Origin of the sequence: Serratia sp. Ser99 (genome assembly GCF_024519545.1) — a bacterium.
GTDB classification, from domain to species: Bacteria; Pseudomonadota; Gammaproteobacteria; order Enterobacterales; family Enterobacteriaceae; genus Serratia; species Serratia liquefaciens.
On record NZ_JALJRT010000001.1, the window covers coordinates 205,021 to 230,616 of the forward strand.

At 55.4% G+C, this 25,596-nt stretch carries 24 protein-coding genes; 18 read left to right on the forward strand and 6 right to left on the reverse strand.

Translation table 11 applies throughout. The annotated features are described in order from the left end of the window. Positions 1-110 precede the first annotated feature (110 nt). Positions 111-1,025 carry a DMT family transporter gene (locus tag NR114_RS01040; protein WP_256813880.1) on the forward strand — a complete coding sequence of 305 codons (915 nt, stop codon included), beginning with the start codon at positions 111-113 and terminating at the stop codon, positions 1,023-1,025. Here NR114_RS01040 and NR114_RS01045 read toward each other — a convergent pair. Further along, on the reverse strand, positions 984-2,336 hold the full coding sequence (locus NR114_RS01045) for an MFS transporter (protein WP_201895589.1): 1,353 nt from the start codon (positions 2,334-2,336) through the stop codon (positions 984-986). The genes NR114_RS01040 and NR114_RS01045 overlap by 42 nt on opposite strands. Positions 2,337-2,449: 113 nt before the next feature. Here NR114_RS01045 and NR114_RS01050 point away from each other — a divergent pair, with 113 nt between their 5' ends. Together NR114_RS01050 and NR114_RS01055 are read left to right on the forward strand one after the other, a co-directional pair. Continuing rightward, positions 2,450-3,364: a LysR family transcriptional regulator gene (locus tag NR114_RS01050; protein WP_149573420.1), complete on the forward strand. Its 915-nt coding sequence runs from the start codon at positions 2,450-2,452 to the stop codon at positions 3,362-3,364. A gap of 73 nt (positions 3,365-3,437) precedes the next feature. Continuing rightward, a complete protein-coding gene (locus NR114_RS01055) occupies positions 3,438-4,067 on the forward strand; it encodes a LysE family translocator (RefSeq protein ID WP_116690910.1) in 630 nt (209 codons plus the stop codon). Between the two features lie 2 nt (positions 4,068-4,069). On the opposite strand, the gene NR114_RS01060 is transcribed toward NR114_RS01055, so the two are convergent. Then, positions 4,070-4,906: a helix-turn-helix transcriptional regulator gene (locus NR114_RS01060; RefSeq protein WP_048761502.1), complete on the reverse strand. Its 837-nt coding sequence runs from the start codon at positions 4,904-4,906 to the stop codon at positions 4,070-4,072. A gap of 100 nt (positions 4,907-5,006) precedes the next feature. Between NR114_RS01060 and NR114_RS01065 the strand changes: the two genes are divergently transcribed. Genes NR114_RS01065 through NR114_RS01080 form a run of 4 tightly spaced genes read left to right on the forward strand, consistent with a single transcriptional unit; the run spans position 5,007 to position 10,030 of the window. Beyond that, the gene (locus NR114_RS01065; RefSeq protein WP_256813881.1) at positions 5,007-6,431 is read left to right on the forward strand and encodes an MFS transporter; all 1,425 of its coding nucleotides are present in this window, start codon (positions 5,007-5,009) and stop codon (positions 6,429-6,431) included. 60 nt (positions 6,432-6,491) lie between these two features. After that, complete coding sequence (locus tag NR114_RS01070) at positions 6,492-7,124, forward strand: FMN-binding negative transcriptional regulator (RefSeq protein ID WP_256813882.1); 633 nt, start codon at positions 6,492-6,494, stop codon at positions 7,122-7,124. 40 nt (positions 7,125-7,164) lie between these two features. Continuing rightward, complete coding sequence (gene ybiB, locus NR114_RS01075) at positions 7,165-8,124, forward strand: DNA-binding protein YbiB (RefSeq protein ID WP_048761508.1); 960 nt, start codon at positions 7,165-7,167, stop codon at positions 8,122-8,124. 49 nt (positions 8,125-8,173) lie between these two features. Next, complete coding sequence (locus NR114_RS01080; RefSeq protein WP_256813883.1) at positions 8,174-10,030, forward strand: M3 family metallopeptidase; 1,857 nt, start codon at positions 8,174-8,176, stop codon at positions 10,028-10,030. Between the two features lie 62 nt (positions 10,031-10,092). Here NR114_RS01080 and NR114_RS01085 read toward each other — a convergent pair whose 3' ends face one another. Continuing rightward, entirely contained in the window at positions 10,093-10,353 is a 261-nt protein-coding gene (locus tag NR114_RS01085; protein WP_020825899.1) for a YdgH/BhsA/McbA-like domain containing protein, read from the reverse strand. A gap of 165 nt (positions 10,354-10,518) precedes the next feature. After that, positions 10,519-11,157: a flavin reductase family protein gene (locus tag NR114_RS01090; RefSeq protein WP_256813884.1), complete on the reverse strand. Its 639-nt coding sequence runs from the start codon at positions 11,155-11,157 to the stop codon at positions 10,519-10,521. Positions 11,158-11,276: 119 nt separating this feature from the next. Between NR114_RS01090 and rlmF the strand changes: the two genes are divergently transcribed. Further along, a complete protein-coding gene (gene rlmF, locus NR114_RS01095) occupies positions 11,277-12,242 on the forward strand; it encodes a 23S rRNA (adenine(1618)-N(6))-methyltransferase RlmF (RefSeq protein WP_020825901.1) in 966 nt (321 codons plus the stop codon). A gap of 305 nt (positions 12,243-12,547) precedes the next feature. Then, on the forward strand, positions 12,548-13,852 hold the full coding sequence (locus NR114_RS01100; RefSeq protein ID WP_020825902.1) for a PAS domain-containing methyl-accepting chemotaxis protein: 1,305 nt from the start codon (positions 12,548-12,550) through the stop codon (positions 13,850-13,852). A gap of 69 nt (positions 13,853-13,921) precedes the next feature. Here the strand turns inward: NR114_RS01100 and NR114_RS01105 are convergent, their stop codons facing one another. Continuing rightward, positions 13,922-14,203, reverse strand: a complete 282-nt coding sequence (locus tag NR114_RS01105; RefSeq protein WP_256813885.1) for a FaeA/PapI family transcriptional regulator — start codon at positions 14,201-14,203, stop codon at positions 13,922-13,924. A gap of 667 nt (positions 14,204-14,870) precedes the next feature. Between NR114_RS01105 and NR114_RS01110 the strand changes: the two genes are divergently transcribed. From NR114_RS01110 to NR114_RS01150, 9 genes are all read left to right on the forward strand, one after another. Further along, a complete protein-coding gene (locus NR114_RS01110; protein ID WP_116690902.1) occupies positions 14,871-15,404 on the forward strand; it encodes a fimbrial protein in 534 nt (177 codons plus the stop codon). A gap of 74 nt (positions 15,405-15,478) precedes the next feature. Beyond that, positions 15,479-16,015 carry a fimbrial protein gene (locus tag NR114_RS01115; RefSeq protein WP_256813886.1) on the forward strand — a complete coding sequence of 179 codons (537 nt, stop codon included), beginning with the start codon at positions 15,479-15,481 and terminating at the stop codon, positions 16,013-16,015. A 126-nt stretch (positions 16,016-16,141) separates the two neighbouring features. Continuing rightward, entirely contained in the window at positions 16,142-18,664 is a 2,523-nt protein-coding gene (locus NR114_RS01120; RefSeq protein ID WP_116690901.1) for an outer membrane usher protein, read from the forward strand. A gap of 36 nt (positions 18,665-18,700) precedes the next feature. Further along, positions 18,701-19,441 carry a fimbria/pilus periplasmic chaperone gene (locus NR114_RS01125; protein WP_144079331.1) on the forward strand — a complete coding sequence of 247 codons (741 nt, stop codon included), beginning with the start codon at positions 18,701-18,703 and terminating at the stop codon, positions 19,439-19,441. A gap of 169 nt (positions 19,442-19,610) precedes the next feature. Then, positions 19,611-20,153, forward strand: coding sequence for a fimbrial protein (locus NR114_RS01130; protein WP_158499685.1), 543 nt, complete (start codon positions 19,611-19,613; stop codon positions 20,151-20,153). A 112-nt stretch (positions 20,154-20,265) separates the two neighbouring features. Next, positions 20,266-20,808 (forward strand): fimbrial protein, encoded by a 543-nt coding sequence (locus NR114_RS01135; protein ID WP_372907090.1) that lies wholly within the window; start codon positions 20,266-20,268, stop codon positions 20,806-20,808. A gap of 160 nt (positions 20,809-20,968) precedes the next feature. Beyond that, positions 20,969-21,598 (forward strand): TetR/AcrR family transcriptional regulator, encoded by a 630-nt coding sequence (locus tag NR114_RS01140; protein WP_234529079.1) that lies wholly within the window; start codon positions 20,969-20,971, stop codon positions 21,596-21,598. A 15-nt stretch (positions 21,599-21,613) separates the two neighbouring features. After that, entirely contained in the window at positions 21,614-22,243 is a 630-nt protein-coding gene (locus NR114_RS01145; protein ID WP_020825910.1) for an N-acetyltransferase, read from the forward strand. Beyond that, positions 22,240-23,250 carry a S9 family peptidase gene (locus NR114_RS01150; protein WP_256813888.1) on the forward strand — a complete coding sequence of 337 codons (1,011 nt, stop codon included), beginning with the start codon at positions 22,240-22,242 and terminating at the stop codon, positions 23,248-23,250. Before NR114_RS01145 ends, NR114_RS01150 begins: the two co-directional genes overlap by 4 nt. A gap of 3 nt (positions 23,251-23,253) precedes the next feature. Here the strand turns inward: NR114_RS01150 and ybiO are convergent, their stop codons facing one another. Next, on the reverse strand, positions 23,254-25,467 hold the full coding sequence (ybiO, locus tag NR114_RS01155) for a mechanosensitive channel protein (protein ID WP_256813889.1): 2,214 nt from the start codon (positions 25,465-25,467) through the stop codon (positions 23,254-23,256). Positions 25,468-25,596 lie beyond the last annotated feature (129 nt).

Sequence of the window (25,596 nt, forward strand, 5' to 3'; positions counted from 1 at the left end):
TCATGCCTTAATTAAAAAGGAATTTAAGCATTATTGCCTTTTTTATGCCATGGAAACCGCTGCAGGAAAGCCGCAAGCTAAGTGCATAGGCTCACTGTGAGGAAACCAAGATGAATGCAGAGATAAAACACGGCTCGCTGGAGATGATCGCCGCGATGCTGATTTCCGGTACCATCGGCTGGTTTGTGCTGATGTCCGGCCAGCCGGTGATCAACGTGGTGTTCTGGCGCTGTGCGGTAGGGGCGCTGGTGCTGCTGGCCATTTGTGCTGCGCTGGGGCAGCTGCGGCGCGACAGCCTGACGCGTGCTACGTTGCTGGTGGCAATCGCCGGCGGCGTAGCGCTGGTGGTCAATTGGCTATTGTTGTTTGCTGCCTATTCCTATGCGTCGATCTCCATCGCGACGGCGGTGTATAACACGCAGCCGTTCATGCTGGTGGCGCTGGGGGCGCTGTTTCTCGGCGAGAAGCTGACCCTGCGTAAGCTGTTTTGGTTGGTATTGGCGTTTATCGGCATGACGCTGGTGGTGTTGGCGCAGCCCAAACAGGCTGGTGGACAGAACAACTACCTGATGGGCATTTTGTTGTCGCTGGGCGCGGCATTTTTTTACGCGCTGATGGCGCTGGCCGCCAAACGGCTGAAAGGGACGCCACCGCATCTGATCGCCTTGATCCAGGTAACGGTCGGCGCGCTGATGCTGTTGCCGATGGTAGATTTCCACGCGCGGGCCAATGCCGGACAGTGGGGTATGCTGGTGACGGTGGGTGTATTGCACACCGGGATCATGTATGTGTTGCTGTATGGCGCGATCCAAAAGTTGCCGACCAACCTGACAGGTTCGCTGTCGTTTATTTATCCGATCGCCGCCATGCTGGTGGATCGCCTGGCGTTCGGTCACCGATTGGTGGCGCTGCAGTTTGCCGGCGCTGCCCTCATTTTGCTGGCGGCGGCAGGCATGAACCTGCTGGGGGAGCGCCGCGTTCGGCTAGCGGCTGCGCCAGGCGGCAAGCAGGCCCCCGAACAATGACAACGCCAATAACAACAGCATCACCGGCGTGTAGCCGTAGCTCGGGTAAATCAGGGTCGCCACCGCCAGGCCAACGGCGCCGCCGAGATTGTGCAGTGTCCAGGTGATGCCTAACGCGCCGCCGCTTTGCGACTCGCTGACGCTGTTGAGTGTCGCCAACACCAGCGGGCCGAGAATGCAGCCCCAGCCCAGCCCCATCAGGGCGAAGGCCCCGAGCAGCAGCGGCAGCGGGCTGTCGACGCTAAACCGGCTTTGCAGGGCGGCGGAGCCGGCAAGGGCGGCAAAACCGAGGATCAACGCCGCGCGTGGGCCGGATTTATCCACCCATCTGCCGACCCAGGGCGAGAGAGCTGCCATCACCGCGGTGGTTGGCAGCAACAACAGTCCCAGCATCGTTCCCTGGTAGTGGCGGGTGTTTTCCAGGTAAATCGGCATCAAAAAGAAAGCGGCGCAGTAGAAAAAGGCCAATAGCGCGCTCATCAGGCAAACGCGCAAAAAGGCGGGACGCCGCAGCAAAACCAGCGGTACCAGCGGCGAATGTGCCCGTCGTTCAACCGGCAGTAGCAGGCCGAGCGCGGCGAGCGCCAGTGCAGCCGTTAACCCGGTTTTTGCGCTCAGCCATCCCCATTGGCTGCCCTGACTGATGGCCAGCAGCAGCCCGGTAACGCCGATCACCAACAGCAATAAACCGGGGATATCCAGCCTGCTGCCTTGTTGGGCGCGAGACTCTCGAACGGTTCCCAGGCAGAAGGCGAAACTCAGCGCAATCAGCGGCACGTTCAACAGAAACACCCAGCGCCAGCCCAGGGAACCGACCAACAGGCCACCGGCCACCGGGCCGATCGCCAGACCCAGGCCGTTGACCGCCAGCAAAATGCCGATTGCACGACCGCGCTGCTGCGGCGGCCAGGCATCGGCGACAATGGCCGTAGTGGCGGTGTACAGTACCGCGCAGGCGGCGCCCTGCACAAAACGCCAGACGTTGAGCAGCTCAATACTGCCTGAGAGCCCGGCGCCCAACGACGCGGCGGCGAACGTCAGCATTCCGCAGTACAACACCCGACGACGGCCATACAGATCCGCCAGCCGCCCGGCGCTGACCATAAAGGCGCACAGTGCCATCACGAACAACGTCATCACCCATTGTACGCTGCTCAGGCTGGCGGCCAGCTCACGCTGGATCGCAGGGATGGTGGTATTGACGATGGTGAAATCGATACAGCCCAAAAAGCTGGCGATACTGATGCCAATCAGCAGACGCCATAGTTGGGGCGTGCCGCTGTCGGTCAGAATTTCACTGCGTTCGCTCATAGGGGTTTCCTGGCAGAGAAAGAGTGCGTTCAGTTTACTCAGCGAAGGCGGTAGCCAGTGGCGTTGTTTCATCGTTTAATAGGCGAATTAATATCGCCAATAGGGCAGGCCTGATGATTTCCAGCGAACGATTACATGCAATCCGCGCCTTTGTGCAGGCGGTGCAGGCCGGTGGTTTTAGCCGTGCCGCCGAGCAACTGGGCCTTTCGCGTTCAACGGTGGGTAAAGCCGTGGCTCGGCTGGAACAGCGGCTGCAGGTGCGGTTGTTCCAACGCACCACGCGCAGCCTGTCGCTGACCGATGAAGGGCAGTTGTTCTATGACGATTGCCTGAAGGCGCTGGCGGCGCTGGAAGCGGCGGAAAACCAGCTGGCGGTTCGGGCCCAAACGCCGGAGGGACGACTGCGGGTATCGCTGCCGGTGCTGTTCGGCCAAAAGTGGGTGATGCCGCCGCTGCTGGCATTGGCGGACCGTTACCCGAAATTGCACATCGAAGCGTTGTTTTCCAACCGTGCGGCAGATTTGGCGGAAGAGGGGATCGATTTGGCAGTGCGTATCGGTTCGCCGGGTGATGCCGCAGCCATCACCGCACGGCAACTGGGTGAGCAGCAGCAAATACTCTGCGCAGCTCCGGGTTATCTGACACGACAGGGGGAACCGAGCACGCTAGCAGAACTGTCGCAGCATCAGGCGATTGGCTTACTGCGTGATGGGCGTAGCCAGCCGTGGCATTTGCTGGATGAACAGGGGAAAGCTCAGCGACTGTCGCCACCGGCCCGTTTAAGATTGGGCAATATGGAGGCGGTGCTGGGGGCTGCCTGCGCCGGTCAGGGGGTTGCCATGCTGCCGCGTTGGCTGGCGCATGATGCGCTGACGGCCGGGACGTTGCGTGAGGTTTTACCCGGCAGCTGCGGTGCAGGGCTGGCGATTAACGTGGTCTGGCTAAAAGGGACCGGCATGCCGTTACGGGTGAGGGTCGCCATTGATGCCCTGCTGGCGGCCTTCACCCCCAAAGCGCCGTGGCAGTGATTTGACGCTGGTAAACGCCGGTGGCGCGGCTATGATAAAGCCTGCTTCCCACCATGCTGCGTACGGGTGACTTATGATCGATGCTTCCACCATTTTGCTGTTTTCCGGGGCCTGTCTGGCGCTGACGGTGACCCCTGGGCCGGATATGTTGCTGATTGCCTCGCGCAGCGTTAGCCAGGGGCGTCGTGCCGGTTTCGCGTCACTGGCGGGGATCCAACTGGGTACCTATTGCCACGCGCTGGCGGCGGCGTTAGGCCTGTCGCAACTGTTTGTCGCGGTCCCGCTGGCCTATGATGCGGTGCGCATGTTGGGCGCTGCTTATTTACTGTATCTGGCGTGGAAAACGCTGCGATCCGGCAGCAGTTTGCAGGCTTCTGCGGGATTGGCGGCGGTACCGGCTGCACGCATTTTCCGGCAGGGATTATTCACCAACATTCTTAACCCAAAAATGGCGCTGTTCGTTTTAGCGCTGTTCCCACAGTTTATCGATCCACACGCCGGTTCGCTGGTGGTACAAATGCTGTTGCTGGCGACGGTGTTAAATCTGGTGGGGTTGGTGATTAACGGTGGGTTGATCCTGGCGGTCAGCGGCATGAAAAACCGTTTTGTCGGCCGCCGTTTCAGTGCGCGCTGGCCGAATTACCTGTTGAGCGGCGTGTTCGCCGGGCTGGCCTGCAAGCTGATTTTTGACAGCCGCAAATAGCCTTACGCCTGTAAGGATGCTTCAAAAGCCGCGCTGGCCGGGCATTGCGGTAGCGCGCTGTACATCACCAGCCGCAAATGATTTTCTTCATCGACAATAAACGACGCATGTTCGAAGGTTACCTGGCCGGCGCCCGGCACAATGAACGTGCGTTCTCCCTGGCAGCGACCGTGAATGTCATGCTGTTGCCACAGCTGACGGAACTGAGGCGAAACCTGCTCCAGCGCCTGCACCCGCTGTTGCATGGTGGCGTCTTGTGGCGCACGCGCATAGTCGCGGCGAAAGCTGGCGAGGATTTGCGGTGCCTGCGCTTGCCATTCCACCAGCCGTTGATTGAGTTGGGGATCGGCAAACAGCATCCACAGCATATTGCGCTGATCCGCCGGGCGATCGCCAATCGCGAATAGCCGTTCCGCCGCCGGGTTCCAGGCGATGATGTCCCAGCTCAGATTCATCACGTAAGCCGGTCGCAGTTGCAGATCGTCCAGCAAGCGGCGCACCAGCGGTGAAACCTGACACCACTGATGACCGACCGGTACCGGCGGGCGTTGATGTGCCAGCAAAAACAGATGGTAGCGCCCGGTCGCATCCAGCTTTAATACCCGCGCCAGATTTTCCAGAAAATCGACCGAAACGTTGATTTCCCGCCCCTGTTCCAGCCAGGTGTACCAGGTCAATCCTACGCCTGCCAACGCGGCGACTTCTTCGCGCCTCAACCCCGGCGTACGGCGACGCGTGCCGCTCGGTAAGCCGACGGCCTGCGGTGACAGCTTCTCGCGTTTTTGACGCAGGAAATCCGCCAGATCCTGACGGGTTCGGTTGAGGGTACGCGGTGGCATAGCGGCCGTCCTGTTGCTGTTAGTAATAGTATAACTGGCTATATAGTAACAGTTTATGACATGTTCCATACTGCCGCCATCGTAATCTTTGGAGGCACGTATGGAACAGTCATTAGCACAAGGCGATCGTCGTCTGGTGGGGCTACCGGTGTTGCTGTTGGGCGGCTTTGTGACGGTGTTTGACCTGTTTGTGGTGAACGTCGCGGCGCCAGTGATCCAGCAGCAGTTCGCGGCCAGTTTCGCTGGCGTGGGGTTGATCATTGCCGGTTATGAGTTGGCATTCGGCGTGTTGTTGATAGCCGGTGGACGTCTGGGCGATCGCTTTGGGCGACAGCGTATGTTTAGCCTCGGCATGCTGGGGTTTACGCTGACGTCGGCGCTGTGCGGTATGGCTACGTCACTGAGTATGCTGATCGTTGCGCGTTTTCTTCAGGGGGCGGCGGCAGCGCTGCTGTTTCCGCAGATATATGCGTTGATGCGCGTATTGTACAACCCACATCAGCGGCGGCGCGCCTTTGCCTGGCTGGGGATGACGCTGGGGCTGGCGGCGATTTTCGGCCAGATATTCGGCGGGTTCATTATTGAAGCCGATGTTTTCGGCAGCGGCTGGCGTATGATTTTTCTGATCAATCTGCCGATTGGCGTATTGGCAATCGTGGCGGCGCGTCGCATTCCCGAGTCACGTCTTGAACAAGCACAGCGGCTGGACGGCATGGGCTTGCTGTTGGCGGCGACCGGTTTGCTGTTGCTGCTAGTGCCCTTGTTGGAAGGGCCATCGCGCGGCTGGCCCTGGTGGGTATTACCGGCGTTGGCTTGCGGAATTGGCATGCTGTGGGCTTTTATTCGCTGGGAGCGGTGTCTGGCGCAGCGTTCTGGGGATGCGGTCCTGGATCCTGCGCTGTTGCGGCAGGGCAGTTTTGCCCCTGGGGTGGGCGTGGTGCTGGCGATTTACTCGACCGCCTCTTCGTTCTTTCTGTGTTTTGCCCTGCTGCTGCAAGCGGGAATAGGCCTGACGCCGTTTCAGGCCGGTAGCCTGTTTGCCCCCGCCAGCGCGGCATTTATGCTGGCCTCGTTCCTGGCACCGGGGCTGGTGCAACGCTGGGGGAACGGCGTGCTGGCGCTTGGCGTCGCAGTCTATGCCGCCGGAATGGCGCTGTTGGTGGTGGAGGTGCTGTCGGGCGCGGCGTTGGTACAGCCGTTGTGGTTATTGCCGGGGCTGGTGATCCTGGGCTTCGGCCAGGCGCTGAGCATGACGCCGTTGCTTAATTTGGTGCTCGGGCTGGCGAAAGAGCATCAGGCCGGGATGGCCGCGGGGGTCATTTCGACCGTGCAGCAGGTGGGCGGGGCGTTGGGGATTGCCGCCAGCGGCGCGTTTTTTGTTCCCCTGTTGGCGGGCGGTGCTGGCGCAGAACGTTACGGACAGGCGTTTGCCGGCGCGATGGTTTACAACCTGCTGGCGATGGCCGTTGCCTTCGGCTTGCTGAGGTGGATCATCCAAAAACAACGCAAACTGGCCCTTCAGTAAACCCATGGCGGGTGTTATTGCTATTTACCGCCAACCGTAAATCCCCAAGGAGCCAAGGTAATGTATCTGCCCGCCTCATTCCGTGAAGACCAACTGGACGCTCAAATTGCGCTGGTGCGCGCCAACCCGCTCGGCATGTTAATCAGCCAGGGGGAGCAGGGCCTGGTGGCGGATCCGCTGCCCTTTTTAATCGATGCCGATGAGCAGGGTAACGTCCTGCTGCGGGCGCATTTGTCCCGTGCCAATTCCCATTGGCGGCTGTTACAGGCCGCCAGTGAGTGCCTGGTGATTTTTCAGGGAAGAGACGGATATATTTCCCCTGGTTGGTATGAGACCAAACGCCGGAGCGGCAAAGTGGTACCCACCTGGAATTACAGCGTGGTACAGCTGTGCGGTACGCCACGGATCACGGACGATGCCCGCTGGCTGCGACAACAGCTGGAGGGTTTAACTGCGCTGCAGGAGGGGCATCAGCCTGAACCCTGGCGAATGGAAGATGCTCCGGCCCACTATATTGCCGCACAGATCCAGGGCATTGTCGGCATTGAGATAGTCGTAACCGAACGTTTGGGCAAATGGAAAATGAGCCAAAACCGCAGTGCCGAAGACGCTGATGGGGTGATCGCCGGGCTGCGAGCAGGCGATTCGGACCAGCAGCAACTGGCGGATGAGGTTGAGCGTCGACGCGGATAGGGTATGCTGATCCCAGATTGGATCAGGGGACAGCAGAACGATGGATTACACCAAAATTATCAAAGAAATCGGCCGTGGCAAAAACCATGCGCGCGATCTGGATCGGGAAACCGCTTTCCAGCTCTATCAAAAGATGCTGGCCGGTGAGGTGGGCGAGCTGGAGTTGGGCGGTATTCTGATCGCCCTGCGGATTAAAGGCGAAGCCGAAGAGGAAATGCTCGGTTTTTATCAGGCGATGCAGCAACAGGTGATGCGTCTGCAGGCGCCGCAGGGACGGCCGATGCCGGTGGTGCTGCCAAGCTATAACGGAGCACGCAAGCAGGCGAATCTGACACCGCTGTTGGCGTTGTTGCTGACGCGCGTCGGGTTGCCGGTAGTGGTGCACGGCGTGCTGGACGACAGTACCCGGGTTACCAGCGCGGAAACTTTTCAGGCGCTGGGCCTGCCCTGGTCGCCAGACGCTGCCCATGCCCAACGGCGTTTGGATAACGGCGAAACGGTGTTTATCCCGGTCTCGGCGCTGTCTGCCCCTTTGGATCTGCAACTTGGCCTGCGCTGGCGCATGGGGGTGCGTAACAGCGCCCATACGCTGGCCAAACTGGCAACGCCGTTTGGTGAACAGGATGTGTTGCGCATTGCCAGCGTGTCGCATCCGGAATACGTCGGTCGGGTGGCTTCTTTCTTCCGTCAAATCGGCGCCCGTGGCTTGCTGATGCACGGCACCGAAGGGGAGGCGTACGCCAATCCTCAGCGCTGCCCGCAGATCCATTACATCGTTAACGGCGAGCAGCAAGTGTTGCTGGAGCGTCCGGAGCAGGAGCCCACGCCGGAGCTGCCGGCAGCCAAGGATGCAGAAACCACCGCTCGCTGGACTGAGCGTTGCCTGGCGGGGGACGTGGCGATCCCGCTGGCGATCCAACGCCAGATCGCCTGCTGCCTGTTGGCCGCCGGTGAAGTCGACACCCTGGAACAGGGACTTGAACGTTTACGCAGCGCGTAAAACCCTTGTCTATACTGGAATATTTCGCTAATCGGCTGAAAGGATGGTTATGCAACAGGCTCTCGATTACTTCAATCAATTGAATCAGGACTATCTTGAGGTGCACCGCACCAAAGAAGATTTGTTTTGGCAGAACTATATGGGTATTGGCGATGAGGGCGTTTCGGCCCGCTTCTCGGCGGCGGAAAGCGCCTATAAACGTTTTATCGCCGAGCCGCGTCGGTTAGCGGAAATTCGTCAACTGTTGGCCGGGCTGGAGGCCCTGCCGCAGGATGCTCAGCGAGATGCGCTGCAGCACGGGCTGAACGGTTGGCTACGCTTTTTTGATTGCAACGCGATTGAAGATGCCGAGGCTCAAACGCTGTTGGATCAAATCATCAGCGCTGAGGCGGATCTTTATACCCGCCGCAAGGCTAACCCGGTCAGCCACTTGAATGCCGCCGGGCAGCGGGTGAACGCCTCGCTCGGCGAGCTGTTGACCAATCAGGCGACCAATGAAAATGAAGAGTATCGCCGCAGCTCGCAGAACGCGCTGCGTGAACTGGAGCAGTGGCTGTTGCATAACGGCCTGCCGGAGCTGATTAGCCTGCGAAACCGTTTTGCTCGCCAGATGGGCTTTCGTAACTATTTTGACTACAAGGTGAACAAAACCGAGCGTATGACGCCGGAACAGCTGTTCGCCATCCTTGATCGCTTCGAGCAGCAAACTCGCGAAGCCAACTCACGTAGCCTGCAGCAGTTGGCGGCGGAGAAGGGTGAACAGGCACTGGAACCCTGGAACGTACGTTTTGCCAGCGCCGGTGATGTGACCCGCCAACTGGATCCATACTTCCCGTTTGCCCAGTCGCTGGAGCGTTGGATCAACAGCTTTAAACGGCTGCATATCGGGTTTCGCGGTGCGCAGATGGATCTCGATCTGCTGGTGCGCGAGGGCAAGTACGAAAACGGGTTTATGCATGGGCCAGTGCCGCCGTTTATCCAGCAGGGCAAATGGCTACCGGCACGCATTAACTTTACCAGCCTGGCGCAGCCGGATCAGGTCGGCAGCGGGGCTCATGGTTTAAATACCTTGTTCCACGAAGGCGGTCACGCCGCGCACTTTGCCAATATCTGCCAGAATGCGCCCTGTTTTTCGCAGGAATTCCCCCCGACCTCGATGGCCTACGCCGAAACCCAGTCGATGTTCTGTGACAGCCTGCTGGACGACGCCGATTGGTTGAAACGCTATGCGAAAAACGCGGCGGGTGAGGCAGTGCCGGATACGTTGATTGAGGCCAGCATCGCTGCGCGTCAGCCGATGCGTGCGTTCAACGAACGTCATATTTTACTGGTGCCTTACTTTGAGTGGGCGTTGTATCAGTGGGATGACGAACAGCGCACGCCGGAAGCGATAACCGCACTGGCACGTGAAGTTGAACAAAAAATATTGGGCATCAGCGGCAGCCCGCGGCCGACGCTGGCGATCCCGCATTTGCTGTCGCTGGAATCGGCCTGCTCGTATCAGGGCTATCTGCTGGCGCTGATGGCAGTTGAGCAGACGCGACACTTCTTCTTGCAGCGCGACGGTTACCTTACCGATAACCCGGCAATTGGTCCGGATCTGGCGCGTCATTACTGGCTGCCGGGTAACGGTGTCAGCCACGACGACACGCTGCGGAGTTTGACCGGTGAAGGTTTCAACCCGGACTATCTGGCGCAGGCCTGCAACCAGACGGTGGCGCAGGCCTGGCAGGCTGCGCAGCAAACCATAGCGGCTGCGGTTGCCCGGCCACAGCCGGCGGCAGACTTCGATTTGGCGGCACATATCCGCGTGGTGGATGGCGATCGCGTGCTGGCCGATAACGCCGAAGGCGATGAAAAGATGTGCCGTGATTTCGCCGCGGCGATTAATGCCCGCCTGAATTAAATAGCCATAAAAAAGCCCGCCGATAGCGCGTATCGGCGGGCTTTTTCATTGTAATCCGTTAATTACTTGTAGATTACCGCGGTGCCGTGCATCAGGTTGTTGCCGCCAGCGGAGGTAATGGTGAAAGCTTTGGCACCGGCCGCATCGGCTTTGGCGGACAGTTGCGCTTTCAGGCTGCTCAGGTCGGTCGCGCCACTGGCAGAGATCACACCGGCCTTCTCAAACTGTGTGGCATCTTGTGCGCTGACGTAGTCGGCAGCAAAAGAAGTGAAAGAGACGGCGCTCAGAGCGATAGCAGCAGCAAAAGTTTTGATGTTTTTCATGATGGTCATTCCTGTCTGGTTTTTAAGGGAGAAAGGCGCTTGCCTTTCGATGGAGTGATTATTGCGCAGCGACAGGAAGGATGAAATCGGAGAGTATTGATAATATCGTTCAGTTTATTTGATTATTAATTAAGCCCTCCCTCCAGAGGAGGAAAGGGCCGTTTATTATCGTTTTTGCGCATCCGGGCGAACCAGATCGAAACGGTGTTGCTCCGAGATGCCATAGTAGGCCGTCGGCCCGCCGGCGCGCAGGATAGGTTCGGCAGCAGCGGTCTGATAAACGCCGTGTTGGTCCAGCAGTGACGAATCGATATGTACCGCGACCACTTCTCCCAGTACCAGCCAGGTATCTACCTTTTCCCCGGCGGCGCTTTGCAACTGAATGCACTGTGACAGGCGGCATTCAAAGTTCACCGGGCTTTCAGACACCCTTTCCGCTTTCACCCGACGGCTGGGCAGCGGTGTCACGCCGGCAAAGGCAAATTCATCTTCACCGCGGGCCAGGCTGGCCGAGCTGTTGTTCATGGCATCGGCCAGCGGGCGCGTCGCCAGATTCCAGACAAACTCCCCGGTTTCGACGATGTTTGCCACGCTGTCTTTCCAACCGCTGCTGGCGAAACCGATGATCGGCGGGCGGTAGTTGAAGCAGTTGAAAAAGCTGTAGGGGGCCAGATTGCGCTGGCCGCTCGCGCTGACCGATGAGATCCACCCGATGGGGCGTGGGCCGATGATGGCGTTCAGGGGATCGTGCGGCAGACCATGGCCTGTCGCGGGTTCGTAGTAATATCGGGACTGACTGCTCATAAGTGACCTGGGGTGGCTAAACAGAACTTTTATTCTGACGGGTTTCCCGTCGGCTGCAAGTTTGCCGCTGCTTTATGGTATCTTACGCGCCAGAAATACCTTTAAGAGAGCCCGTCACGGTGGAAAAAAAGAAAACCTTCCCGCAGCAGAAAAGCGGCCTGCACCCGCGTAACCGTCATCGCTCGCGCTATGATTTCCCGGCGCTGATCGCCAGCTGCCCTGCGCTGGAGCCGTTCGTCAAGCCGAATGCCTGGGGCGATATTTCGGTAGATTTTGCCGATCCGGCGGCGGTTAAAATGCTCAACCGTGCGTTGCTGCAACATTTTTATGGTATCGAACATTGGGATATTCCCGCCGATTATCTGTGTCCGCCGATCCCAGGACGCGCCGACTATTTGCACCACCTGGCCGACTTGTTGGCGACCAGCAACGGCGGTGAGATACCGCGTGGTAAAGGCGTGGCGATCCTCGACGTAGGCATTGGCGCCAACTGCATTTACCCGATCGTCGGCCTGCGTGAATACGGCTGGCGCTTTACCGGTTCAGAGATCGACCCGGTGTCGCTCAATTCGGCCAAAATGATTGTCGAGATGAACCCGACACTGAGAAACAGCGTACGTTTACGTTTGCAAAAACAGCCTGAGTTTATCTTTAACGGCATCATTGGCGTGGCGGAGAAGTTCGACGCCACGTTGTGTAACCCACCGTTCCACGGTTCAGAGCAGGAAGCACAGGCGAGTACCCGCCGCAAACTGCATAAGCTGGGCAAGGGTGAGGTGGCGGATAAGCCGGTACAGAACTTTGGCGGCAAAAATAACGAGCTGTGGTGCGAAGGCGGCGAAGAAGCCTTCGTGCGTAAAATGGTAGAGGAAAGCGTGAGTAAGGCGCAAAACTGCCTGTGGTTCACCTCGCTTATCTCCAAAAACACCACTTTGCCATCGATTTACCACGCGTTGAAGCTGGCTGGTGCCGCCGAAGTGCGCACCATTGAGATGGCGCAGGGGCAAAAGATCAGCCGTTTTGTAGCCTGGACCTTCCACGACGCGGAACAGCAGGCTGCCTGGGCGGCAGAACGCTGGCGTTAACTCCCCCTGGGTGCCGGTTATTTGACCGGCACCTATAAATCTTCGCGTTTCCCTTTCAATTTCCGCATGTTGCGTTATTCTCAATACGTCGTCCAATACTAAAAATCTTAAATAAGTTATTTATTCAAAACACAATAGTTACCTTACTTAATTGATATTTTAATCCGGTGAGTTTTATCTGCCAGGAGAATTAGGCCTGCCTGTTTCTCAGGGTGATGCACGTCTGCATGTGGGCGCGGCGTGCAGAAAAAATAAAATGAAAAGCACTTGTCTGCTAAATCATCTGCCAGAAGGATTTTAACCCTATGCTGTTACGATTCAGTCAGTTAAACACCCACAGCCGTGCCGAGTTGAGCGCGATAGAAAATGCCGTTGCCATGATCGTATTTAAACCCGATGGCACCGTGCTGCGCGCTAACGATTTATTTCTAAAAACGATGGGATTTCAACGACAGGAAGTTATCGGCCAGCATCACCGCCTCTTTTGTTCCCCGGAATATGTCGTCAGCCCGGCATATCGCAAACACTGGGATATGTTAAATAACGGCAAGCCCATTACCGATAATATAAAACGCATTCGCAAAGACGGAGAGGCCGTGTGGCTGCAGGGCACCTATACCCCGGTGATGAATAAACAGGGGCGGGTGGTGGAGATCGTCAAGATCGCCAGCGTTGTGACGGAGCGCATCACCCAGGCGCAGGAGCATCAGAGCCTGCTGTCGGCGCTAAACCGTTCGATGGCAATGATCACCTTTGACGCGCAGGGCAAGATCCTTGCCGCCAACGACAATATGCTGAAATTGATGGGCTACCGAATTGAGGAGGCGCGGGGACAAGCGCATGCGGTGCTCTGCCCACCTGAGTTTGCCCATTCTGACGATTACCGCCAGCATTGGCGGCGTCTCGCACGCGGTGAGTTTATCACCGGGCGTTTTGAACGGGTGAACCGACGCGGAGAGCGGGTATGGCTGGAGGCCAGCTACAACCCGATTCTTGATGATGATGGGCAAGTGGTCAAAGTGGTGAAAATTGCTCAAGATATCACCCGGCAGATGATCCAACAGCAGCACGAAGAGGAAATGGTGCGTAATGCCCACCATTTATCACTGGATACTGACCGGACCGCTGCACAAGGGGCCGTGATCGTCCAGCAGGCGGTCGCAGGCATGCAACAGGTTGAAGCGGCCGCGCGCGATACTTCCGCGGTGGTCAGTGAGCTGGGCATTGGTTCACAGCAGATAGGCACTATGGTGGAGGCAATCCGTAAAATCGCCTCTCAAACCAACCTGTTGGCGATTAATGCCTCGATTGAGGCAGCGCATGCGGGTGAGCATGGGCGCGGATTTGCCGTTGTCGCTAATGAAGTACGTACTCTGGCGGAACAGTCTCGCCAGGCGGCGACTGAAATTGAACGTATCACCAAATCTATTCAGCAGGGAGTGGCGGCGGCCATAGCCGGCATGGCGGTCTGTGTGGAACAGGCTGGCGGTGGCGTAACCTTGACGCACGATGCCGGTGAAGTGATTAATCGGGTGAATATAGGTATGCAGGATGTGGTCAAACTGATGCAGACGTTTACCACGGTCAAGCAGGAGGAAACAACCCACTGAGGCCAATAGGCGCTAACCTGGGTGTCGGTTAGCGTCTCTTCTTTTCAATAGGGGCCGGTTTATTATTGGCTACTCGCTGGCCAGGTAACATGAATGATCCGTTATTCGCCATCTTAATGCGTTATTCACAGATCCTGACGTCGTTACCACTAAATTCTCTTCTGCCAGTTGTAATAAGAAATAGCGGGCCTGATAAATACCCAATTGACATTGATCGGCCACTTCTCGAGTGCTCAGCCATTTCTCCGGCGGTGTTTCCGGTGAGATGCACTTGACTGCGCAGAGCTCAGATAAAGAGTTAATGAGCTGTTTTTTTATTATTTTCTTCTTTTCTGTTTCACTGGATTTCATGCTTTGGTTTCCCTCTCTTCAGCAAAGAATAACTGGCTGCTCCCTATTATTCCTCACAAAAAAATAGGTGTGTGATGTGCTTTACACAACGGAATTTGTACTGCCTTTCCCGGTTTGGTGTGGGACCTATGTGTTACGACAATTGCAGCATTATATCGAAAAAATATTATTTTAAGATATAAAATAACGCCATGCTTTGACATTTGGTTTTTTTTTGTGAAAAGCTGGGTTTTTTAGGCATAAAGATCGTGAAACCTTTCTTTGTAATACAAGAGTGGATAAATCTGGCGTAATTAAATCATGTTGGAAATTTTATTTTTAACTATGAACATGTTTTGTCATACTTCTCCGTATCAACAGTGCGAAGGCTAAAATAAACTCTGAGTTTTAGATTAATTATCCGTATGTTTTTCATATGATTATGGACTAGGTCAGGCGATGTAAACTGCCTGTTAGTGATGTGATTACGCCAGTAAAAATTAAATTTATCGCCTATTCAACGGAATGAGCGCGTACGCCTTTTGGCAGAGGGATGTCTATTTCGCAAGAACGATGATGTCCAGCTCGGTGCTGAAAATACTAATGGCCAACTGAGGCTATGTCTTCCCGCTCTCAGGATGTCGGTCATTATTGGAAATCGTTAACGCATTATTTTTAAGGATTAAAAATGAAATTGAACAAAATTATGCTGGCCGTCGTTATGGCAATGGGTGTTTCTTCTTTTGCCGCTAACGCTGTGGATGCCGGTCACGGCAAAGTGACCTTCAAAGGCTCCATCATTGATGCTCCATGCTCTATCGACCCGGACAGCATCGACCAAACCGTGCAACTGGGCCAGATTTCCAACGTGGCGCTGAAAGACGGCGGCTCTTCTTCACCCAAGAATTTTGAGATCCGTCTGGAAAATTGCACTCTGAGTACCGCCAAGACAGTGACTACCACCTTTACTGGCGCCAAGGGTGTGAACGGTTTGGGCATTACCGGCACGGCTAAAGGCGCCAGCATCGTTATCACCGATGGTAAGGGCGCAGCGATTGAGCTGGGTAAAGCAACGGATGCTCAGGGCATTCAGGATGGGAAAAATACCCTGAGCTTCTCTGCTTATCTGAAAGGGGATGGTAAAACCGCAGCTGGTGCAGCTATTGATGTGGTACCGGGTGACTTTACGGGGATTGCTGATTTCACCTTGGCTTACCTATAAGTCGGTCGTTTCAGAGTAAGCATGCGGGATTGTCCGCATGCTTTTTGCTCAAACTCTGCTTCTGGAACGAACCTATGTCACGACAAGCAAGAGCCGCTTTGACATTGCTGGTGGCAGGGCTGACAGCTTGTAATGTCTGTCTTGCTACTCCGCAGGGATGGGGGCGCGTCACGATGCAGGGCGCTATTCTTGAAACCGCTTGTGCTATCGATACATCCAGCCGCGATCAAACTATCACTATGGCAACTATGCCTGTTAGCCAAATTAGCCGTGATGGCGTGGGGAGCATGCGTTTATTTGTGGTTAAGTTGGTGAATTGCACGTTAGTGCGTTTAGATCCCAAACAGCCTAATTGGCAGAACTTCCAAATCACCTTTGATGGTGTCGCGGACACCGGTGGTTTTAATCTGGAAGGGGAAGCCAAGGGCGTTGCGTTACAAATTGCTGATGAGCGGGGCCATATTGCCATTCCCGGCGTTCCTATGCCTGCAATCGGAATAACCCCCGGTGATAGGTATCTGAATTACACTCTGCGGCTGGTAAGTAATAAAAAGATATTAAAACCTGGAGATTACTTATCCACCGTGCGTTTTAAAATGGATTATTACTGATCACATCTTGGCGATATTTATATGAAGAGGGGTGGCGATCATTCAATCCTGTTCAGTCGGGAGGGCAGGGTTTTATTAAGAATAATGATGATAACACTTAACGGATAATTAAAAGGCCTATGGATTATGACCTTATCTCATTTTGTGGCGTTCCCCTCTCGCCCACGTTTATTGGGAATGTTAATCACTTCTTTGCTCAGCGGCGTAACGAATATCGCTTGGGCCGATGACATTCAATTCAACACTGATGTATTGGATGTGAAAGACCGCGCTAATATTGATCTTGGGCAGTTTTCCCGTGGCGGATTTATTATGCCAGGAAATTACAGCATGGCGGTACATCTCAATAAGCAGGAACTGCCAGAGCAAGATATTCCGTTTTATCCCCCAGACAACGATCCCAAGGGCAGCGAAGCGTGCCTGAGTCCACAATTGGTTGAACAATTAGGCCTGCAACCGAGTGCTAAAAACGGGCTGACCTGGTGGCATCAGGGAGAATGTCTGACGGTGAGTAGCCTGAAAGGCATGACGACCAAGGGCGATATTGCCGCCGGTGCGTTATATGTGAGCATCCCGCAGGCGTATCTGGAATATACCGCAGCGAACTGGGATCCACCGTCACGCTGGGATGAGGGCATTCCTGGACTGCTGTTTGACTACAACGTTAACGCCCAAACTCAGCGGCAGGAAAAAGCCGGTACACAAGGTTATAACCTAAGCGGTAACGGCGTAGTCGGGGCCAATCTGGGGCCATGGCGTTTGCGTGCCGACTGGCAGAGTCGCTATCAGCACCAAACGGGTTCCGGTACGCCTAGCGACAAAAGTTGGGATTGGAGTCGCTACTACGCTTACCGAGCCATTTCCCGCCTGGGTGCCAGGCTGATGCTGGGAGAAAACTACCTTAGCTCCGATATTTTCGACAGCTTCCGATTTGCTGGCGCCAGTCTGACGACCGATGACAACATGTTGCCGCCAAACCTGCGTGGTTACGCACCCGAAGTGACCGGTGTTGCTCGCACTAATGCCAAAGTCGTGGTGAGCCAGCAAGGCCGAGTACTGTATGAAACCCAGGTCGCCGCAGGCCCGTTTCGAATTCAGGATCTGAACGATGCCGTATCCGGTCAACTGGATGTGCGTGTGGAAGAACAAGACGGCACGGTACAGCAATTCAAGATGGATACCGCCAGCATTCCCTATCTGACACGTCCTGGACAGGTGCGTTACAAAGTGGCCATGGGGCGACCAACCGATTGGCAGCACAATACCAATGGCCCGGTATTTGCCACCGGCGAATTTTCCTGGGGTATCAATAACGGCTGGTCTCTGTATGGCGGTGGCGTAGCCGGTGGTGAGTACAACGCGCTGGCAGCGGGTATCGGTCGGGATTTACTGATGTTTGGTGCGCTCTCATTTGATGTCACTCAGTCACGGGCCAGCTTGCCGCAGAGCAATGAGATGCTGAGTGGGCGCTCTTATCGCCTGAGTTATTCGAAACGGTTTGATGAGTACAACAGTCAGGTGACCTTTGCTGGCTATCGGTTTTCGGAACAGAACTATATGAGTATGAGCGAATACCTGGACTATCGCACTTACGGTACCCGCTCACAAAGTAGCAAGGAGATGTATACCGTCTCCTTTAATAAGCAATTCCAAGATCTGGGTTTTAGCACCTACCTGAACTATAGCCACCAGACTTATTGGAATCAGTCGGATAACGACCGTTACAGCCTGAGCTTGTCGCGATATTTCGATATGGGTCGTGTCAAAAACCTGAACCTGTCTTTGACCGGATATCGCAATGCTTATAACGGCGTTAACGACGACGGCATGTATCTGTCGCTGTCAGTTCCTTGGGGCAACAGCGGCACCCTCAGTTATAACGGCAGCGTCGATCGCAATGGTAATTCACAGCAAGCCAGTTATTACGATCGCCTGAATGAACGCGACAGCTACCAGATCAGTGCGGGCGGCTCTAACACCGGCGCCACCAGCAGTGGTTACTTCAACCACCAAGGCGATTTGGCCCAGGTGAGCGCCAACGCCAGTTACCAGGCGGGCAGCTACTCGTCACTTGGGGTTACCTTCCAGGGGGGGGCGACCGCTACCGCCAACGGGGCTGCACTGCACCGTACCGGCATAATGGGGGGGACTCGGGTGTTGATAGATACCGACGGCGTGGCCGGAATTCCGGTTCGTGGTTACGGTGCAACTGCGCTGAGTAACCACTGGGGCAAGCTGGTGGTGTCGGATGTCAGCAGCTACAACCGCAACAAGATGAGCATTGATCTCAATGCCATGCCGGATAACGCAGAAGCGAGCAAATCGGTGGTGCAGGCAACCCTGACCGAGGGCGCTATCGGCTACCGACGCTTTGACGTGGTTTCTGGCGAGAAAGCCATGGCAGTACTTCGCCTGGCGGACGGCAGCACACCGGCGTTCGGTGCTACGGTGCTAAATAGCAAGAAACAGAACGTTGGAATTGTCAGCGACGACGGCAGCGTTTACCTCAGCGGTATCAACGCCGGTGAGATCATGACGGTTCACTGGGATGACAAATTGCAGTGCGTACTGGATTTGCCGGCGGTGCTGCCGAATACCGGGACGACTAATCTGCTGCTGCCATGTCACCTGCCGGGCAGTGCTAAATAATGCAACCAGACGAATCAATAAGATGGAAATAAATCAATGAAAATGAACGCCTTCCTTGTCGCGAGCACCTTGTGTTGCGCACTGGGAGTTCAGTCTGCTTACGCCGCTATTGCGCTGGATCGAACCCGGGTGATTTTTGACGGTAGTGAGAAGTCAGTGAGTTTGAACGTCAGTAACGAGAACAAGCAATTGCCCTATCTGGCACAGGGATGGATTGAGGATGAAAAGGGCAACAAAATCACCAGCCCGTTGACGGTGTTGCCACCGGTGCAGCGCATCGAGCCCGGCGCCAAGAGTCAGGTGAAGGTACAGGGCTTGCCGGCGCTGAGTACGTTACCTCAGGATCGCGAATCATTGTTCTATTTTAATTTGCGCGAAATTCCTCCGCGCAGTGAGAAACCGAACACGCTGCAAATCGCATTACAAACGCGCATCAAACTGTTTTACCGGCCCCAGGCGATTCAGCCGGCGGCCTCGGCGTCACCGGCTCAGGAAGCATTAACGCTGAGCAAGGTTGGGAACAAGTACAAACTGATCAATCCGACGCCGTACTTCGTCACTATCGTAGACGGCAGCAATAGCCCGAAGGGATTGCCTCTGAAGGGTTTTGAACCGCTGATGTTGGCGCCGAAAAGCGAAGGCATGTTGAATCTGAACGCAGAGGCACTGGGTAGCAACCCGGTACTGACCTACATAAACGACTATGGCGGGCGACCACAGCTCCAGTTTACCTGTGCGGGCAGTACCTGCCAGGCTAAGTCGCTAAAAAACGGTTAATCATGGACTCAGAGGTACCCTGCGGGTCAAGGAGCAAGACATGCAATGGTATAAAAGGATACTGCAAACGTATCAGGATAGCTTTTGTAAGCGGCAGCGCCCTGCGTGGAGACGGAGATGCGGTTGCGCCCTGATTTTGGTGCTGGCTGGTGGGCAGAGCAGTGTTCTTTTGCCCGCCGCTACCGCCGCCGACGCGGAAAAACAGTGGGGTAACGACGGTAATGTCGGCGTCCTGCATGTCCGCGGTGCATTGACGGAGAGTGCCTGCCGGTTAGATATGACGTCAGCGTGGCAGGATATTTCGCTGGGTGAGGTAGGAACCGGTCGATTCCAGCATATTGGCGCACGTGGTACGCCGGTGACGGTAACGTTCAAACTGTTGGACTGTCTGTCCAGTGGGTCTCGCAATGTAGATGAACGAACAGCGACGCGAAAATGGAGCGCCGAGCAACCCTCGGCGACGGTGTACTTTGTGGCACCGGCGGACGACGATAATCCCCAACTGGTGCAGGTCAGCGGCGCTGAAGGGGTAGGGCTGCGACTGCTGGACAGTACCGGTCGGGAAGTGGTTTTAGGGCAGCGCGGAACGCCCTTGCTGCTGACGCCGGGCCAGGACCAACTGGTCTATCAGATCATGCTGGAACGAACCCGTGCTGCCCTGAGTGCTGGGGCCTTTTGGTCGCAGATCAACTTTAAACTGAACTACGACTGATGCGAGATTTACGTGTTTTTAATGCCTGTCTGTTATTGATATCGAGTACTGGCTGGAGCCTAGGGGACTTTGACCACCTAAAGGGTGACGTGCCGGCAAAGAGGGGATGAACATGAAACGAGCGCGATTTTGTCGTCTAGGGAAAGGGGGATTATGGGGACTGTCGCTGATGTTCAGCCTACCGATACAGGCCGCTGACAATTTGAAGTTGCACGGCACTCTGGTAGCTGAACCTTGCGTGATATTACCTGCGGACGCCGACATTCAGTTGGATTTTGGAACGGTAATCGATAAATATCTGTATCTGAACGGACGTACCCGTGGTCAACAATTTGAGTTACGTCTCAGTGACTGTGACCTTAGCCTGGGTAATACGGTGAGGATGACGTTCAGCGGTACCGAGAACCCAAAACTGCCAGGCTTATTGGCCCTGGATTCGGGGAGTATGGCCTCTGGCGTGGGGATCGGTATTGAGACGGACGAAGGCGTCCCGGTGCTTTTATCCCACGAGACCAAGAAGTACCCGATACTGGCAGGTAATAATGTGATTACGCTTAAGGCTTATGTCAAAGCGGAGCAAGCCGCGATCGCGACGAAAAGTATTGGTCGCGGTTCTTTTAGCGCGTCGGCAACCTTTAATCTGGAATACGAATAGCATTCAGCTTATTTAAAACATCCTATTGCGGTAACGCACTGATGCCCCGCACGCTGACCCTGGCAAACAGGGTTGGCGTTTTTGCCGTTCTGTCACTCCCTGAATTGTTGACCTTCCGTTTAAGTGCATCGGCTTGACATCCGTTGGGCCAGGCTAGAATATGAATGAACGTTCGTTCATTTTATTCAGCGGCGACAGCCGCCTCCTTATGCCGGGGCTATTAATGGGTAATCGCGACAAAATCGTTGAAGCTGCGTTGCATAGCTTTACTCACAAAGGGTTCCACCAGACCAGTATGCGGGATATTGCGCTTGCGGCAGGGGTCAGCGTGGGAAACCTTTACAACCACTTTGCCGGTAAGGAAGCGCTGATCGACGAAATTGCGTTTTTGGAGCATCGGGTTTTTGCCGATTTTGCTACCCCGTTGATCGCTGAGCATGAACGGCCTAAGCAGGCGTTATCCGATTTTATCAGCGCCTATTATGATTTCGTCTCGTCCCCGGGCAATGTACAACTGTCGGCGGAAATAGTGGCTGAAGTCGCGCGAAATCCAGTACTGGCTGAGAAATTCAGCGTCAATCAGCAACAACTGGTGGCGGCGTTAAAGCAGACTGTGGTACTGGCCCAGCAAAGTGGCGACATCGAAGCGTCGTTAAACCCTCACGAACTTGCTCAATTAATCCTGGATGTTGTTGAAAGCCAAGCCTGGCGGCAGACGATTTTCCCGTCCCGGGAACCGACAAGGGTACCGCCAAACCAACTGCTGGAGCAGTTGATCTTTGGCCAGTAATAGCGGAGGTCGGGGATGTTTGAGGTAGAGCCATATCGTGAATCTTGTCGTTTGCAAACCGCTGCACTGATCTTTTCCGCCTTTAGCGACAAATTTCAACGCCCATGCGGCTTAAGCGAACGTCAGCAATGGCGGCTATTTTACCGGTTGTGGGTCTGGAAACAGAGCGATAGCCAGGAGCACAGTTTTGTCGTTAGGCATGCAGGCCAGGTGGTGGCCGCATTCGGGTTGAAATCTGTCAGCCAGTTGGGAAATGTGATTTTGCGGGAACGGGCGCTACCGGTAATGCGTTTGTGCCGCTGCTATGGCGTGCTGAATTTCTGGCGTATGTATCTGCAAATTGCGCTGCTGCAACATCAGCCTGCGTCCGATGAACTGTATCTTTCTTATCTGGCGGTGGATGAAAAACAGCGTGGCAGGGGCTTGGGGAAAAAATTACTGGAATGGATAACGCGCTACGCCGTGACCTACCGACCGAACCTATGGCTGCGTCTGCATGTAAGCCAGCAAAATGTCGGTGCTTTGCGGCTGTATCAGCAGTGCGGTTTCAGGCGCAAGGCCGTCAGGAAATATCTCTTGCTGTGGTTGCTGTTCCGCCAGCCCCATTGGTTGTTCTTGGAAAAACCTATCGGGGATAAGCGATGAAAAAAACAGCGGTTTGCTTGTTGGCCCTGATCCTGATGATGCTGGGGTGGATCATCTACGCCAACGATTATCAATTTGTCGCCAAACCTATTGCGTTGAATGCGGGCGGCAATCGGCTTACTGGCACGTTGGTATTGCCGAAAGAAACCGTGGATAAACCGGGCGTCGTTGTGCTTATTCATGGTGACGGCCCGGCCAATGCAGACCGGGATGAAGGTTACTACAGCCTCTGGGAAACCCTGGCTGAACAAGGATACGCCGTTTTGGCCTTCGACAAAGCGGGGGTTGGCGGCTCATCCGGCAACTGGCTGCATCAAACCATGAGCGACCGGGCTAAGGAAACGGTCGATATTATCGACTGGGCAAGAAAAGACGGACGTTTTAATTCGCAATGCATCGGGTTGTGGGGGGCCAGTCAGGCGGGATGGGTCATGCCGAGTGTTGCCGCTCAACGGCCGGATATCGCCTTCACGTTGGCAGTGGCGCCGGCGATTAACTGGCTTCGTCAAGGGGACTATAACACCCGGGCGGAAATGATGGCTGCGGGAAAAACGCAAGCGCAGATTAAGGCTCGTGAGCGGCAGGACCAGCGTTTGTTGTCACTGCTCCGTCAGCCTGACGGCTATACACAGTACCGTAAAGAGTATGGTGATTCAGCGACAATCAGCGTCGATCGCTGGCAGTTTATTCGCGCCAATATGATCAGCGACGCGACGGAGGGGTTACGCAGCTTCAAAACGCCGGTGCATCTGATCGTCGGTGGGCGCGATCTTAATGTCGACGTCGATGAAACCGAGCGTATTTACAGACACAATATTCCTGCGGATCTGTTGACGGTAACCCGTATTGAAGATGCCGATCATATGATGTTAAAACCGCTGTTTACACGCCACCCACTACTGATAAATGTGATTGGCCTGTTCGCTCCTCGTTCCGTGCAGGACGAAGCCTATCTGCAAGACGTTGCGGCCTTCCTTGGCGCTCAGCCTTGTAGCCATGGGCAATAATCGTTATTGGGCTGCGGGTGGTTCACCATTGTCCGGCGCATAAGAAAGTTGAATGGCCTGTTGCGGCATGGCGATACCGGCTTGATCAAAGTGTATTTTGACCAGACGGTCGAGGGCATACTGCACCACCCACTGCTTTAACGCTTGGGTGCGTACGGTCACTCGGGTGGTGAAGGAGCGATCGCCCAGCGCCACTACGCCGTTGAACACCGGTTCGCCCACCAAAAAGCTCTTCACCTGTTCGTCTTGTTTCAACGCGGCGACGGCCTGATGCAGCACCTCATGGACATGATCGATATCTTCGTCACGGCTAACGCTGTAGTTGGCGCGGTACACGCCAAATTCACGGGCGTAATTCGCCAGCGTCGTGATCGAAGAAAAGGGGACGATATGATACACGCCGTAATCGTCCCGCAGGCCAATCGACCGGATGGTCATGCGCTCAACCGTACCGGTAATGCCGCTGACGGTGACGTACTCGCCGGTATTCATGCCGTTCTCAAACTGAATGAAAACGCCGGTGATCACGTCCTTTACCAGCGTTTGCGCGCCAAAACTGATGGCCAGCCCCAACGCCCCGGCCCCGGCCAGCAGCGGGGCAATGTTAATCCCCACCTGTGACAGCACAATCATAATGGTAATGGTGCTGATAACGATGGCCAGCACGTTACGAAACAGCGTCAGCAGCGTGCGTTCGCGGGCGCTGGGACGGATGCCGTTGCTCAACTCCAGCGCCAGTCGATGTTCGATAACGCTGGCCATCAGCGTCCAGCTGATAACCGCAATCACCAGAATCAGCAGGATATGTACCAGTCCGCCGACGATTTTTTCCCCGTTTTCGCTGCTTGCCCACTGGTAAAGGTTGATCAGATGCCAGGCGTCAAACAGCAGCAGCGTGACCGTCAGTACCACCATCACCCGCAATATTTTCAACCCATTGGGAATATAGGAATTAATACGACGTTCCAGCATCGGATAGCGTCGGTTGACATCATCCGGCAGCGAAATACGGCGGAAAATCCAGCGGGTCAGTTGACCGGAGATCAACGCCCCGACGCCGATAACCACCAGGCTTTTTACCGTTGCGGTCATCATAAAGTTCAGGCTGTTGCCAATATCAAATTGCGACAGGACAAACAGCACCAGGAAATAAGCGATCGCCAGCAGGTGCCAGACATGGCCCAAACCGCGCAGAATGATGCTGAAGAACGCCATCGATCGTTCGGCCAACAGGTTAATCTGGAGTTGTATCGGCTTGCGGTTACGCAGGATCAACGCCAGTGCGTATAGCGTCAGTGCCAGCATGATGACCAGATTGGCTGCGGCGGCTGCGGGGTAACTGATCTGTGTCGCCACCACCGGCACCACCACCATCAGGCCGTAGCCGATCAGGCCACTAAGCCAGGCAAGGCGCGTATTCCAGTAATGGGCGACGGCATCGGAGAACGCAAAAGGACGCAGGTAATCGAAATTGGGTGCAAAAATCAGCCGCAGCACCGCCTTGAAGAATTCGATCACCGCGAAGGCGCTAAGAAACAGGGTTTGCAGCCGCAATATGGTGGCGTTGTCAGCGTGGACATGACGGGCAAACAGATTACCTGCAGTCAGTGCCAGCAACAACACCAGCAAATCGATAGCGAAGGCGCCGAGGATCGCCGTTGGCAGTTTGTACCACGAATCATGCTGAAGTTTGGCGTTGTGTCCCCAGTTGCCGATGCGTTTGTATAGCGGGCGGATTATCCGGCGGATCAGATGGAAGAGGGCAAAGGTCAGCGCAACCGTCAGCAGAAAATAGCCCAAAGCCCGAAAAAAAACGTCCGGATGGAAAGTGCGTTTGGGTCCAGAGTCGATCAGTTTTTGCCTCGAGTTTAACTTCTTGTCGAGGGTGCTAAGGCTGTCTTGCGCCAAACTGGTCAGGCTTTCGCTCAGCGAGTCTGACGGCTCGGGCGTTGCTGACTTGGGCTGCGCTGCGGCTGGTTGATCCGCCGCCTGTCTCAGATGGTTAATCAGTTCGGCACGGGCTTTGTCGTCTTGCAGAATATCTGCGAGCGCCGCGTAGGAGGCTTTTTGCTGTTCGGTTTGGCCACTGGGCGCGGGATCCTGTGTGGGCTGCGCCGTTGCCAGTGGAGAAACTGCATAAGTGATCAGCAGCAGCAACAGGGGAAACAGCTGTTCTCGCAGATGAGAACCGAATCGGGAGTATGCGGTTGCGGGCATGTATCCTCTCTTGGGGCTCTGTAAATCGGCGGATTAATTACAAATGTTAAGAAAAACAAAGAATATAGTAGAAAATGAAGAGGCGCAGGGAGTGATAACGCGTGCTATTGCCATATAGAAACGGCGGGC

What these genes read in the sequence shown, in the direction of transcription:
- NR114_RS01040 (WP_256813880.1), top strand. Translation starts at nt 111, where the DNA reads ATGAATGCAGAGATAAAACACGGCTCGCTGGAGATGATCGCCGCGATG.
- NR114_RS01045 (WP_201895589.1), bottom strand. Translation starts at nt 2,336, where the DNA reads ATGAGCGAACGCAGTGAAATTCTGACCGACAGCGGCACGCCCCAACTA.
- NR114_RS01050 (WP_149573420.1), top strand. Translation starts at nt 2,450, where the DNA reads ATGATTTCCAGCGAACGATTACATGCAATCCGCGCCTTTGTGCAGGCG.
- NR114_RS01055 (WP_116690910.1), top strand. Translation starts at nt 3,438, where the DNA reads ATGATCGATGCTTCCACCATTTTGCTGTTTTCCGGGGCCTGTCTGGCG.
- NR114_RS01060 (WP_048761502.1), bottom strand. Translation starts at nt 4,906, where the DNA reads ATGCCACCGCGTACCCTCAACCGAACCCGTCAGGATCTGGCGGATTTC.
- NR114_RS01065 (WP_256813881.1), top strand. Translation starts at nt 5,007, where the DNA reads ATGGAACAGTCATTAGCACAAGGCGATCGTCGTCTGGTGGGGCTACCG.
- NR114_RS01070 (WP_256813882.1), top strand. Translation starts at nt 6,492, where the DNA reads ATGTATCTGCCCGCCTCATTCCGTGAAGACCAACTGGACGCTCAAATT.
- ybiB (WP_048761508.1), top strand. Translation starts at nt 7,165, where the DNA reads ATGGATTACACCAAAATTATCAAAGAAATCGGCCGTGGCAAAAACCAT.
- NR114_RS01080 (WP_256813883.1), top strand. Translation starts at nt 8,174, where the DNA reads ATGCAACAGGCTCTCGATTACTTCAATCAATTGAATCAGGACTATCTT.
- NR114_RS01085 (WP_020825899.1), bottom strand. Translation starts at nt 10,353, where the DNA reads ATGAAAAACATCAAAACTTTTGCTGCTGCTATCGCTCTGAGCGCCGTC.
- NR114_RS01090 (WP_256813884.1), bottom strand. Translation starts at nt 11,157, where the DNA reads ATGAGCAGTCAGTCCCGATATTACTACGAACCCGCGACAGGCCATGGT.
- NR114_RS01100 (WP_020825902.1), top strand. Translation starts at nt 12,548, where the DNA reads ATGCTGTTACGATTCAGTCAGTTAAACACCCACAGCCGTGCCGAGTTG.
- NR114_RS01105 (WP_256813885.1), bottom strand. Translation starts at nt 14,203, where the DNA reads ATGAAATCCAGTGAAACAGAAAAGAAGAAAATAATAAAAAAACAGCTC.
- NR114_RS01110 (WP_116690902.1), top strand. Translation starts at nt 14,871, where the DNA reads ATGAAATTGAACAAAATTATGCTGGCCGTCGTTATGGCAATGGGTGTT.
- NR114_RS01115 (WP_256813886.1), top strand. Translation starts at nt 15,479, where the DNA reads ATGTCACGACAAGCAAGAGCCGCTTTGACATTGCTGGTGGCAGGGCTG.
- NR114_RS01120 (WP_116690901.1), top strand. Translation starts at nt 16,142, where the DNA reads ATGACCTTATCTCATTTTGTGGCGTTCCCCTCTCGCCCACGTTTATTG.
- NR114_RS01125 (WP_144079331.1), top strand. Translation starts at nt 18,701, where the DNA reads ATGAAAATGAACGCCTTCCTTGTCGCGAGCACCTTGTGTTGCGCACTG.
- NR114_RS01135 (WP_372907090.1), top strand. Translation starts at nt 20,266, where the DNA reads ATGAAACGAGCGCGATTTTGTCGTCTAGGGAAAGGGGGATTATGGGGA.
- NR114_RS01140 (WP_234529079.1), top strand. Translation starts at nt 20,969, where the DNA reads ATGAATGAACGTTCGTTCATTTTATTCAGCGGCGACAGCCGCCTCCTT.
- NR114_RS01145 (WP_020825910.1), top strand. Translation starts at nt 21,614, where the DNA reads ATGTTTGAGGTAGAGCCATATCGTGAATCTTGTCGTTTGCAAACCGCT.
- NR114_RS01150 (WP_256813888.1), top strand. Translation starts at nt 22,240, where the DNA reads ATGAAAAAAACAGCGGTTTGCTTGTTGGCCCTGATCCTGATGATGCTG.
- ybiO (WP_256813889.1), bottom strand. Translation starts at nt 25,467, where the DNA reads ATGCCCGCAACCGCATACTCCCGATTCGGTTCTCATCTGCGAGAACAG.